General features: G+C 40.6%; 10 protein-coding genes. 8 read left to right on the top strand and 2 right to left on the bottom strand.

Features of this window, described 5'->3' with window-relative positions; all coding sequences use genetic code 11:
- Positions 1–198: 198 nt before the first annotated feature.
- The 3 genes from I8751_RS20600 (at position 199) to I8751_RS20610 (ending at position 4,798) form a co-directional block, all read left to right on the top strand.
- Entirely contained in the window at positions 199–1,893 is a 1,695-nt protein-coding gene (locus I8751_RS20600) for a serine/threonine-protein kinase (protein ID WP_214440972.1), read from the top strand.
- Positions 1,894–1,986: 93 nt separating this feature from the next.
- Complete coding sequence (locus I8751_RS20605; protein ID WP_214440973.1) at positions 1,987–4,143, top strand: serine/threonine-protein kinase; 2,157 nt, start codon at positions 1,987–1,989, stop codon at positions 4,141–4,143.
- A gap of 196 nt (positions 4,144–4,339) precedes the next feature.
- Positions 4,340–4,798: a DIP1984 family protein gene (locus tag I8751_RS20610; protein ID WP_214440974.1), complete on the top strand. Its 459-nt coding sequence runs from the start codon at positions 4,340–4,342 to the stop codon at positions 4,796–4,798.
- 327 nt (positions 4,799–5,125) lie between these two features.
- Here I8751_RS20610 and I8751_RS20615 read toward each other — a convergent pair whose 3' ends face one another.
- Together I8751_RS20615 and dnaK are read right to left on the bottom strand one after the other, a co-directional pair.
- Complete coding sequence (locus tag I8751_RS20615) at positions 5,126–6,121, bottom strand: DnaJ C-terminal domain-containing protein (RefSeq protein WP_214440975.1); 996 nt, start codon at positions 6,119–6,121, stop codon at positions 5,126–5,128.
- Between the two features lie 124 nt (positions 6,122–6,245).
- Entirely contained in the window at positions 6,246–8,303 is a 2,058-nt protein-coding gene (gene dnaK, locus I8751_RS20620; RefSeq protein ID WP_214440976.1) for a molecular chaperone DnaK, read from the bottom strand.
- 318 nt (positions 8,304–8,621) lie between these two features.
- Here dnaK and I8751_RS20625 point away from each other — a divergent pair, with 318 nt between their 5' ends.
- From I8751_RS20625 to I8751_RS20645, 5 genes are all read left to right on the top strand, one after another.
- On the top strand, positions 8,622–9,470 hold the full coding sequence (locus tag I8751_RS20625; protein ID WP_214440977.1) for a M28 family peptidase: 849 nt from the start codon (positions 8,622–8,624) through the stop codon (positions 9,468–9,470).
- A 110-nt stretch (positions 9,471–9,580) separates the two neighbouring features.
- Entirely contained in the window at positions 9,581–10,804 is a 1,224-nt protein-coding gene (locus I8751_RS29785; protein ID WP_225894291.1) for a site-specific DNA-methyltransferase, read from the top strand.
- Positions 10,805–10,824: 20 nt separating this feature from the next.
- The gene (locus tag I8751_RS20635) at positions 10,825–11,100 is read left to right on the top strand and encodes a hypothetical protein (RefSeq protein WP_214440978.1); all 276 of its coding nucleotides are present in this window, start codon (positions 10,825–10,827) and stop codon (positions 11,098–11,100) included.
- Positions 11,101–11,105: 5 nt separating this feature from the next.
- Positions 11,106–11,759, top strand: coding sequence for an XcyI family restriction endonuclease (locus I8751_RS20640; RefSeq protein ID WP_214440979.1), 654 nt, complete (start codon positions 11,106–11,108; stop codon positions 11,757–11,759).
- Between the two features lie 148 nt (positions 11,760–11,907).
- On the top strand, positions 11,908–12,330 hold the full coding sequence (locus I8751_RS20645; RefSeq protein ID WP_214440980.1) for an XcyI family restriction endonuclease: 423 nt from the start codon (positions 11,908–11,910) through the stop codon (positions 12,328–12,330).

Below are 12,330 nucleotides of genomic sequence, written 5' to 3' on the forward strand. Positions count from 1 at the left end.
AAGTAAAAACAACACCTTCTCTTGGGGGAATTAAAAATTCGTCTTGAAAAGTTGGGCGGGACGGAAACCGACACCGCCCACTTTCCGCAAAATTAAAAATTAAAATCCCCATAAATAAATTGATGATTCAGAGGGTGTCCGTAAATGAAACTGCATCCATTGTAGTAACTTAATAAAACCCATTTATCCTTCAGCACTATGCAGGTTTATTGCACTAAACAACACGCAAACAATGGCAGTAACCGTTTTTGTACTCAATGCGGTGAGCCATTGCCTTTAGCTGTAGGGCAGGTTATAGATAATCGCTATCAAATTATACGTCAACTTGGTCAGGGCGGCTTTGGTCGCACGTATTTGGCGGAGGATAAAAACCAATTTCATCAAACTTGTGTACTAAAAGAATTTGCACCCCAAGTTAAAGAACCACAAGATTTACAAAAAGCTAAAGAGTTATTTGAGCGAGAAGCAAACGTTCTTAAAAAACTCCAACATCCCCAAATTCCTCGTTTTCATACCTCGCTGCAAGTGAAATTAGGCAATAAGGATTTTTTCTTGTTGGTGCAAGATTATGTAGATGGTGATGATTATTCTCAATTATTAGAACAGCGTCAAAGTCATGGAAAGACTTTTAGCGAAGAAGAAGTTACAACCTTACTAAGACAAATTCTACCAGTCTTATCTTACATCCACTCTTTAGATGTAGTTCACCGCGATATCTCTCCCGATAATTTAATTTTACGCAGTTCTGATCATCTGCCAATGCTGATTGACTTTGGTGGTGTCAAACAATTACCAGCTTCTCAAGGGTTTTGGTTCACAAAGTTAGCTGGGAATCACACTTTATTAGGTAAAAAAGGTTACGCTCCAGAGGAACAATTACGACAGGGAAAAGTATATTTAAATAGCGATTTATACTCTTTGGCGGTGACTATATTAGTGTTGCTCACAGGCAAAGAACCGCAAAAATTATACGACAGCTATCAGGGGCTTTGGTATTGGGGCAAGGAAATCAACGTCAGTCCCCAACTAGAAGCAGTGTTAAAAAAGATGCTGGCTTATAAACCGAGCGATCGCTATCAAACAGCCGAGCAAATTCTCAAAAATTTACCCTTATTAACTGCGACTAAACCTCCAACTACTCATCTTACTAAGCTCAAAACGATGATTGTTGCGCCGGGACGACAACGTGCCAATGCTTTAGTCAGTAAATTCCACAACAAAACACAAGCGGTAGCTAAATCTATACCTTTGCCTGTTTGGATCCGCCCTTTTGCGGTGAGTCTTGGGGGAACAGCTTTAGTAGTTTTAACTGGTGCAGGTACTTGGGCAGTAGTTAATGCAGTTATTCGCAGTGTGACATCAATCACCATACCATCAATTTCATTACCGGAAATCCCGCAATTACCAAATCCCCTGGGGCAACCAGTCAGTGACAAAGGTACTAAAGATAATACTCAAATTATTAGTCGCCGCCAACAGCTAGAAATTCCTGAAGTCTTCTTTATCAAAATGGTAGACGAATTATTTTATACTAGTAAGCCAGAATTAAAAGGACGTAGCTTGACATCGAAGGCAGAAGATACCGCTTTAAGAAATGAGTGGTACGACGTTGCTAGTAACTTCTTGGATAAACTAGAACAAGCTAACCTCAGTACAGCGACTCGTCAAAAACTGGGGAATTATAGGTCACAAGATTACGAAATCTGGAGACGGCAAGCAAGAGCAGGGCAATTAGGGAACTATACAATTAGCCAACTTAACAAAGATACCAATGAAAAATTTGATCGTTTGTTTCCTGGTCAACAGCGTGGGAAACTGAATCAACAAACTTTCGGTCAAATTTGGTATGCGATCGCAGCTGATCAAGTCAGTAAATTAAAATCTAGCAATTAAAGCACAGGAGCATAAGAAGCAGAGGAGAAATGCCCAATGCCCAATGCCCCATGCCCTCTAACCAATGCCCCCTGCTTAACTATATAAACTTATATGCATCCTCTTTATTGTTCTCAAGGACATGAAAATTCTCCAGGTAGTCGTTTTTGCCTCCAGTGTGGTGAAAAATTATTGGATACGCCCATGAGTTACGGTATTCAACCAGGGCTAACTTTAGGCGATCGCTATGTGATTGTACGTCAACTTGGTCAAGGCGGATTTGGACGTACTTATTTAGCTGAAGATACCAATCGCTTCCGGGAACTTTGTGTTTTAAAAGAATTTTCTCCCCAAGTTCAAACTGCTTACGTTGTCCAAAAAGCTGAAGAACTGTTTGAGAGAGAAGCTAATGTCCTCTACAAACTGCAACATCTCCAAATTCCCCGCTTCCGAGAATTGTTTCACATCAATCTCGAAGGCAAAGAATACTTATTTTTAGTCCAAGATTATGTAGAAGGGCAAACTTATAGTTCTTTATTAAATACTCGCCTCCAACAGGGTTTGCGATTTACGGAAATAGAAATACGCCAACTATTACAGCAACTATTACCAGTTTTAGAGTACATCCATTCCCTAGGTGTGATCCATCGAGATATTTCTCCCGACAATTTAATGCTGCGCGCTGTTGACCAACTGCCAATGTTAATAGACTTTGGCGGTGTCAAACAAGTAGTGGCAACTGTCGCCTCTCAATATTACCAACCCGGTGCGATCGCATCTCCCCCAGCACCAACTCTATTGGGTAAGGTGGGATTCGCTCCCCCAGAACAGATGCAAACTGGTATGGTGTCTCCCCACAGTGACTTGTATGCTTTAGCAGTTACGGTACTAGTTTTACTGACAGGTAAACAGCCACAAGATTTAATTGATACCTATACCCTGACTTGGCAATGGCGAGGAGAAGTCAGCTTAAGCCCACTATTGGGACAAGTCATAGATAAAATGCTAGCTCCCAGACCAGGCGATCGCTACCAATCAGCAACTCAAGTGCTGCAAGCCCTCAACCCACAACCAGTTAACTATTCCCCGACTTATTACCCTACTCCTCCTACTTTAGATCCTACATCGGCGACTGTGGCTGTCTCTCCTTCTCCCAACGCCCCAATTCCCCAACACACTATTTCTCCAACTCCTCCACCTCCCCAACCTCAAAGTTGGTGGACACCAACAAAAGCATTTTTAGCAGTGCTAGTTTTAGCCAGTACTGTGGGAATAATTTTGTGGGGAGTGAATCGCGGCGATCGCAATCCGGAAGAAATCGAGCCTACCCCCACCCCAAGTATTACTCAGCCGACTGATCCTTTAGCGAACTATTCACCAGAAGAACGGCAGCGTAAAGAAAGATTAAGCGATCGCCGTCAACAATTAGGACTTGATCAAAGCTTCTACATTAATTTGGTAAATCAACTTTTCTGGGATAAAAATCCTAGTTTAAAAGGACGCACTCTCAGCGATGACCCCGAAGATGAGAGTTTACGGGCACAATGGGATCAAACCGCTGACCAATTGTTAGATAAATTGGCGATACTGAGTACTAAAGCACGCCGGCAATTAGGTACTTACACAACAGCCGAACGCGATCGCTGGAAGGTGGAAGTTAACCAAATTAACGTTGGCAGTCGTTCTTTGTATGATTTAGGAGATGCTGCCTTTTTCAGTCAATTTCCTGAACAGCGCGGCAAAAATTTTCTTGATCAACCCATCGGACAAGTTTGGTACGGGTTTGTTAGCGATAAACTCAGTGCTATCCTCGCTGGGAGTGCTTTCCAAAAACTTGCTTTTGATCCAGGCGCTACAAGCAAAACAGTAAGTGGGACTCTTCAACCCGGTGGTGGTAAGGTTTTCATTGCTGATTTAGCCAAAGAGCAATCTATGGAATTAAAACTACAAGCAAATTCCCAAGTTTTGCTTTCAGTGTATTCTCCTTCTGGCAAAATCATATTTTTAGAAGATTCAAAACAACGAACTTTATCAACTAAATTACCAGAAAACGGATTTTATGAATTTGTCGTCGTTTCCACAGCATCAGAAACTGTAGATTATCGACTCACCATCACAGCAGAAACTCCCATACCTGAACCTACGCCTACACCACCTCCCACAGAAACTCCTACAGAAACTCCTACACCTGAACCTACGCCAACTCCCACCCCTACACCAACCGAAACACCCACACCTACAACGACAGAGACACCAACTCAAAGTAATTAAAAGTTTGTAGTGAGGACTTTAGTCCTTTCTAAGAGACGCTACACGGCGAGTACAGCTATGCTCACAAAGTTTTACAAAAAGGTCTAAAGCCGTTACTAATTTTGCGTAAGTTTTGTTAATGTTAAAATTCCCTATAGCATTACTGCGTGGAAGATACCAATTCTCTGAGTACTCCCATCAGAATAGGAGTTAAATAATGAAGCTTGCCGAAGCTTTAGTAGAGCGCAAAGCTGCTCAAACCAAGATTGGCGAGTTAAATGAGCGATTGCAGCGTATCATTCTCGTCCAAGAAGGTGAGCAACCTGCAGAACAACCGACCACCTTGCTACAAGAACTCGACGACGTAGTTCATCGCTTAGAGGCTCTTATTGTCGCAATTAATCGTACCAATGTACAGGTGCAGTTGCCAGATGGACGTAGTATCATGGCAGCAATTGCCCAACGCGATGTCGTGCGTATGCAGATCGGCGTGCTTGAGACGCTTATACGCTCGGCAAGCAGCCCGCAATTTCGCACACGCGGTAGCGAGATCAAGTTTGTTGTGACACTCGATATCGCTCAATTGCACCGTGAGCGCGATCAACTAGCCAGAGCTTATCGCGAGTTGGATACTGCTATCCAAGCGGTGAACTGGAGTGCTGATTTAGTAGAATAGCTTAGTAAGAGGGTAGCGTTGGTGTATGGGTGTATGCCAAAACCCGTTGCGGGCGCGGGTAATCGTACCGTAAATGCTGTTGCTTTGGCTACACAGACAGAAACCGTACCGGGTAAGCAGCATCGTGTACGTGAGTACACTAGATAGCGTAAGCTGTACAGACCAGGCATAAACATGCAACAGCGTGAGGGTGGGAAAGGGGTTTTATCACTTAGCAGTTTTTTTAAACTGTAAGGGGTTATGTTGACATATATTCATAGAATTGTTTGTCGATGAACCATGTCTAAATTTAATGTCAAAGTAGTCATGACCTCCACTTCGTCGTATTTAACTCAGTAAATCGGTGCGGGGTTTGAAGGTTTCAATTTCCCGTAATTTTTCGTAAAGTTCTCGTTCTTGAGGACTAATATTTTTGGGTGTAACTATTTGAATTTCCACCAATTGATCACCACGTTTACCGTTGTCCGTGGGGTAGCCTTTATTCGCCAACCGGAGTCTTTGACCAGATCTAACTCCTGGTGGAATAGTCATTTTAACTGGGCCGTCAAGAGTTGGTGCTTCTACTTGCCCTCCCAAAACTGCCTCACTAGGAGTAACTGGTACTTGGCAGAAAATATTAGTACCTTCTAATTTAAATAATGGATGAGGAACGACGGTAATTTTTAAGTATAAATCGCCACCACCAATGCCTTGGTTTCGCAGACGAATAGTTTGACCTGTTACCATACCTGGGGGCATATTTACTTCTAGCGATCGCCCGTCTTCGAGGCGAATGCGTTCGTTACCACCTTGATAAGCTTTTTCTAAAGGTAAGGTTAATCTAGCTTCGATATCCCGACGGGCTTGTTTTGGCGGGTTTTTAGGAACAGTGTATTCAACTCTACTCTTAGGAGAGCGAAACGGATCGTTACTAGTGCTGCTACCACCATTTTTAGTATCTTTGCGACCGCCGACACCAATAACTTGATTAATAAAGCTCTCAAAGTCAGAAAATTCGCTTGGGTCTACTTCCTGAGTGCTAGTACGACCATTAGGACGATTATCCCATTGCTTAGTCTTTGGGGTTTGTTTGCCAGCAAAGCCTTTTTGCTTCCAGTAGCGACTAAACTGGTCGTACTGTGCCCGTTTGGCTGTATCCGAAAGGATTTCATAAGCCTCACCGATATCTTTAAATTTGTCCTCCGCTGCTTTATTTCCAGGATTTAGGTCAGGATGATACTGCCTTGCTAAGCGTCGATAAACCTTTTTAATTTCTTCACTTGAGGCTTCTTTAGGTACTCCCAAAATCTCGTAGTAATCGCGAAAATTCTGCAAATTTTGCATAGCCAGTTATTTAACTTTAAATTTTAGATCTTGGTTATCTAAGTTCCGAGTTAGGAATTATGGGTCATTTAACTCCCAATTCCTAACTTCTAATTTCTAACTCCTAACTATCATTTCAGGAGTACTACAGCCAATCATCATCGTCATCCCAATTATCCTGATAGCTGGGGCGAGATGATCTACGAGGAGGACGGTTGTCATAGGAGGGTGAACGGCTGTCTCTGCCATTATCTCTGCTGTAGTCCCTGCTATATGGATCGCGTTCCCTGTATGGGTCACGGGAAAAATCGCGTTCTCGCTCTTTTTCTTTTTCGCCTGTAAAGATGTCACGAATAGTACCAAACAAATCGTCGTCTTCGTCTTCAGCGTAATATTGGCGGACTTCCCGATTTAGTTCATAGAGAGCATCTTGCAAGTCAGCGTAAGCTTGGTCAATCCCGCGATCGTCGTTTTCCTGTAAACTCTCCCGCAGTTCCCGGCAAATAGTATCAATGCGTTGGCGGCGATTGCGAGAAAACTGCATCCCAAATTCCAGCGCTACTTCTCGAAGTTGTCGTTCTGCTTGTAAAATTAACGCTTCAGAACGCGTCCGCTTTTCTACCCGTTCTTTGCGTTCGCGATCAACATCGGCATATTTTTGAGCGTCCTGAATCATCTGATTTACTTCCGACTCGCTCAAAGTAGAAGCGCCTTGAATTGTGATACTCTGCTCTCGGCCAGTAGTTCTATCTAAGGCTGTTACCTGTAGTATCCCATTGGCATCGATATCAAAAGACACCTGAACTTGCGGGATTCCTCGTGGGGCTGGCGGGATACCATACAGCTTGAATCTTCCCAAGGATTTATTATTGGCTGCCATTTCTCGTTCGCCTTGGACAACGTGAATTTCCACAGTATTTTGATTGTTTTCGGAAGTGGAAAAAATGTCAGAGCGACGAACTGGGATAGTAGTGTTGCGGGGAATGAGTTTTTTCATTACGCCGCCAATGGTTTCTAATCCCATCGATAGCGGAGTGACATCCAATAGCAATACATCCTTCAGTTCACCCGCCAGAATGCCAGCCTGAATTGCTGCACCAACTGCTACCACTTCATCGGGATTAACGTTTTCGTTAGGTTCAATGCCTATTAAATCCCGTACTAACTGCTTCACCATTGGCATCCGTGTAGAACCGCCAACTAGCACGACTTCTTCAATATCCATAGCTGATAAACCAGCATCTTTCAAAGCCCGTTTTACTGGTGTACGCACCCGTCCTATTAAGTCAACACACAAACCTTCAAACTGGGAACGAGTCAGGCGAGTTTCCAGATGTTTCGGGCCTTCCTGGTCAGCAGCAATAAAAGGTAAGTTAATATCAGTAACGCTGACAGAGGAAAGTTCAATTTTGGCCTTTTCCGCAGCTTCCATCAGCCGTTGTAAAGATTGTCTCTCGCGTCTTAAATCTATCCCTTCGGTTTCCAGAAATTGCTCTGCCAACCAATCTACTATTTGTTTATCAAAGTCATTACCGCCGAGTTGGGTATCTCCACTGGTTGCTTTGACTTCAAAAATGCCATCGCCAACTTCTAAAATTGACACATCAAAGGTACCACCACCCAAGTCAAATACTAAGATGGTTTCGGTATCACCTCGATCTAAACCGTAAGCTAAAGATGCAGCAGTCGGTTCATTCAAAATCCGCAATACTTCCAAGCCAGCAATTCTTCCTGCATCACGGGTTGCCTGCCGCTGAGAATCGTTAAAATAAGCGGGAACTGTAATCACTGCCCCTGTGACTGGTTCACCCAAATAACGACTGGCATCATCTGCCAATTTCTTCATTACCATCGCCGAAATTTCTTCTGGGGCAAATTCCCGATTCAAACGAGGACAGGCAATTTTAATATTCCCTACTTCGTCTTTACGAATAGTGTAGGGTACACGCTTTGATTCTGGGCTTAGTTCACTATACTTGCGCCCAATGTAGCGTTTTACGGCAAAAAAAGTATTTTGTGGATTGAGGACAGTTTGTCGCCGTGCCATTTGCCCAACAACTCTTTCGCCTTCTTTGCTAAAGCCAACCACGGAGGGGGTTGTTCGCATTCCTTCTGCATTGGCAATTACCACCGGCTTGCCACCCTCCATTACGGCGACTACTGAGTTGGTTGTACCCAAGTCGATGCCGACTACCTTGCCCATGCGTTACTCTTCTCCTAGTGTGACTTATACATTTATTATGATTGGGCGGGACTACCTCTAGCTATTTGCTATTGGATGAAAACGCCTCAATGGTATAATAATCATCATTAAGGCAAGAAGTAGAGGAATTTAAGCTTGAGGAGCTAGTTGCAAGACTAGGATAGCATTGACAATGCTTACTATGTCCAAGCTGCATCAATTTTCTACTCTCAATACTGGCGTTTACAGTATATTTAAGTTGGGAAATCCACCCTGATAAAACTTGCTTTTACTTGATTTAACACATAAGAAAGTTGATATTGCGACTGTTTTAAACATTTGAATTTAAAAGAACGGTTACAAACTCACCTCCGTGAAATAGCCAGAGAACGCGATCCTTACATGGCGACAGCTGGACATTTTTTTGTCCAAGAATATATCCGTCAACAGTTAACTGAATGGGGGAGTGTGGATTTCCACACCTTCCAAGTGGGTAGTAAAACCTGTAAAAATCTCATTTTAAATTTACCTTCTCACTCGGTACAGAACAAGGCAAATTTACCACCTATTTTAATAGGCGCTCATTATGATGCTGTACCTGGAACACCAGGAGCAGATGATAATGCCACAGGTGTAGCCGTGCTACTAGAATTGGCTAGAAAATTTGCTGCTGAATCAGCTAGATATCCCTTACGATTAGTTGCCTTCGATATGGAGGAATACGGCTTGCTGGGTAGTAGAGAATATGCAACCTTGTTACGTCAGCAACAGCAACCACTACGTTTAATGATGTCTCTAGAAATGTTGGGATATCGTGATTCTAGTCCTGGTTCTCAAAGTTATCCACCGCCATTAGAACGCTTTTATCCCAATCACGGTGATTTTATTGCTTTAATTGGTAATTTGCGGACAATTCCTGATTTGATTGGCATGAGTCGTTGTATTCGCAAAGTTGGTATACCAAGTCAGTGGCTGCCAGTACCGAATAGAGGTTTAATCGTGCCTCAAACCAGACAAAGTGATCATGCACCTTTTTGGGATGTGGGTTATCCAGCAATTATGGTGACAGATACAGCTTTTATGCGAAATCTACACTATCACAAATCTAGTGATGCGATCGCCACTTTGGATTTAGATTTTCTGACAGGTGTATGTGCAAGCTTAGAAGTTGCTATTAGAAGTTTATAAAATTTATATATTAGACTTTAAAAACTGTTTAATATAGTTTGAAATAAGCAAAATTAATTTTACTAATATTTATATGGTAAATTAAACTTAGTTAAAGAATAAAATAAACTATGCACTTAAAAGAAAGTGTTAAAAAAACTAAGGTGATAAATAATGATATTTCTCCGCCTTTGAGTCCAGAAATATCAATCACTTCCTCTTGTATTCAAAGATTTAAACTTTATGAAAAGTTCAAAGAAAAAATTGTTAACAATTATGATTTAGATAGAAGATTAGTTAGCTTTCAAGCTAACAAACAGATTTCCTTTTCCTCCTGTTTCAAGTATAGAGAAGGATTTTCAGAACAATTAGTTACATATCTTATACAAGAATTAAAACCAGAACCAAGTATTTTGATAGATCCATTTTCGGGATCAGGAGCATCTCTATTTGCTGCAAATGCTTTGATGTGGCAAACCATAGGAGTTGAACTTTTACCTGTTGGTATTTTTTCTGCAAAAACACGAATTATAGCTCAAAAAATTGATGTAAAATTATTAAATAAAACTATTTTATATTTAAAAGAAATAAATTTTCCTGATTATTATGATCAACGTTATAAATTTAATCATTTAAAAATTACGCATGGAGCCTTTTCTAAACAGAATGAAGAAAGTTTAGTTGGCTATATCTCTTTTTGCAAAAATTATGTCACCAATCAGGAAATTAGTAATTTACTAACATATGCTGCTTTTTGTATCCTTGAAGATATTAGTTATACTAGAAAGGATGGGCAATATTTGCGATGGGATAGTCGTTCAAATCGCTCTAAAGGAAAGAATAAGTTCAGTAAAGGAAAAATTTGGAATTTTGAAGAGGCAAGTTACCAAAAATTAAATCAAATTACATCAGATTTAAGTACTAGTTATGTCAAACTGGGTCTCTCAGATGCTAATTTACAGCCGCAATTTATAGTAGAAAAATTAGAAAGCATTGAAAAGCAAAAATTTAACCTTTACCAAAGTTCTTGCTTAGAACTTCTTCCAGTTTTAGCAGAAAATAGTATTGACTTTGTTGTAACATCTCCGTCTTATGTTAATCGCTATGACTACACTCGTACTTATGCTCTTGAACTAGCTTTTTTGGGATGTAGTGAAGAAGAACTAAAACATTTACGTCAGACAATGCTGTCATGTATAGTAGAAAATAATGACAAGCGTAATTATTTAGAAGATTATTATACTAATATAAAACGTTATCAGGACTTTTTGATAATAGATTCAACTTTCCAAAATCAGGCTGCGTTACAAGAAATACTAATGATTTTGGAAATTTATAGAAAAGAGGTAAGTTGAATAATAAAAATATTGTCCGAATGGTACGTAATTACTTCTATGAAATGTGTTTCGTAATCTATGAAATAGCTCGTATACTTAAAATTAGTGGCATGGTGGCAATGGTAAATGACAACGTTAGATATGCTGGAGAGGAGATTCCTGTAGACCTAATCTTATCTGACATAGCGGAGTCTTTTGGGCTTCAAACGCGCCACATTTGGACATTAGAGCGAGGAAAAGGTAATAGTAGCCAGCAAATGGGACATCATGGTCGCTCTGAACTTCGTAAATGTGTATATATTTGGGAAAAATAAGTACTGTGACAAAAGAGGAAACTAGTCTCTTGAATGAGGCAAATCGTATAAACTATCGATTGCGTTCAACCTTCTTTTACCGCAAACTTAAGGAATATAACACGCTATCCTTTCGTGCAAAAATTAATGCATTATTACCTGCAAAGCATTTATACAATTGGGAAGATTGGACAAGTTGGGGTATTGGAGAAGATACATTTATCTATATAAATGAACATCCTAATTTGCAACTTATTCAAGTGTTATGTCACCCAAGATTAATTAGAGAACACTCTAGATTAGTAGCTTATTATCGTAATATAGCAGCACTCTCTCAGAAGGCTGTTAAGTATTTAGCAGGAATAGATGTAAAGAAGATTGAAACTGATGAAGTTAATAGATACGTTTTAACAGAAGACAAAGCACTAGAACTTTGTCGGCTTTTTAATGAGCACATCTCACTTATCATTGACAGTTCCATAGAAAGTCTTACAGAGGAAGAGCTATATGGAATACTACTAGCTTCAACAGGAGCGCAAATTGATGGTTCATGGCGTAATGCTATTGGGGAAGAAGCTGAAAAAGTTGTACAAAGACTTATTATAAAGGAAGCTAAGGAACATAACCCTGTTCTGTCACTCTCGGAAAACAATAATCGAAGCAATATTCTGAAACTTTGATTGAGCCAAGCTTTGAGGCTTTATTTTCTAACAGTAACTAAAATTTATAGCCAAAACTTAGAAATTAAAGCCTCGAAAGGCTTTCAGCGATTGGGTTCTCCCAAAGTGATAAAAGAGGGATAATCTTCTTGCTGCTTTCATCCCTCGGATGAGTACTGGAGTCGAATTATATAATTCTGATAAACTTGACGAACAACTAGGAAATATTGAATTGTATCGTGGTGTTATGTTGGCTAACCACACATCAATACTTTTTTCTAGTGAACCTGATGTTTCACTATTGAACAATCAGGGTACAACAGTCGGGATAATTGAAGTAAAAGGAGGTGCTGACCCAGCAGGAGCGCTTGAACGCTACGGTTCTGCTAAAAAATCTTTTGAGGAAGCTTGTCGTAGAAATTCAGAGGTTAAAACTATTCTCGTTGCCAGCTGTATCACCACTGAAGTACATACTCGTATTCAAAGTGACTCAATGATTTCTGCTTATTTTAACTTGACAGAAATCCTGACTGAAAATTCAAGACAATATGATCAGTTTGTCCAAACAGTCTTTTCACTCCTAGAATCATAA

It is taken from the genome of Atlanticothrix silvestris CENA357 (assembly GCF_016056295.1).
Taxonomy (GTDB): domain Bacteria; phylum Cyanobacteriota; class Cyanobacteriia; order Cyanobacteriales; family Nostocaceae; genus Atlanticothrix; species Atlanticothrix silvestris.

Excerpts from the sequence above, each read along its gene's own strand:
- I8751_RS20600 (WP_214440972.1), top strand. The coding sequence starts at position 199 with ATGCAGGTTTATTGCACTAAACAACACGCAAACAATGGCAGTAACCGT.
- I8751_RS29785 (WP_225894291.1), top strand. The coding sequence starts at position 9,581 with ATGCACTTAAAAGAAAGTGTTAAAAAAACTAAGGTGATAAATAATGAT.
- dnaK (WP_214440976.1), bottom strand. The coding sequence starts at position 8,303 with ATGGGCAAGGTAGTCGGCATCGACTTGGGTACAACCAACTCAGTAGTC.
- I8751_RS20615 (WP_214440975.1), bottom strand. The coding sequence starts at position 6,121 with ATGCAAAATTTGCAGAATTTTCGCGATTACTACGAGATTTTGGGAGTA.
- I8751_RS20645 (WP_214440980.1), top strand. The coding sequence starts at position 11,908 with ATGAGTACTGGAGTCGAATTATATAATTCTGATAAACTTGACGAACAA.
- I8751_RS20635 (WP_214440978.1), top strand. The coding sequence starts at position 10,825 with ATGGTACGTAATTACTTCTATGAAATGTGTTTCGTAATCTATGAAATA.
- I8751_RS20605 (WP_214440973.1), top strand. The coding sequence starts at position 1,987 with ATGCATCCTCTTTATTGTTCTCAAGGACATGAAAATTCTCCAGGTAGT.
- I8751_RS20610 (WP_214440974.1), top strand. The coding sequence starts at position 4,340 with ATGAAGCTTGCCGAAGCTTTAGTAGAGCGCAAAGCTGCTCAAACCAAG.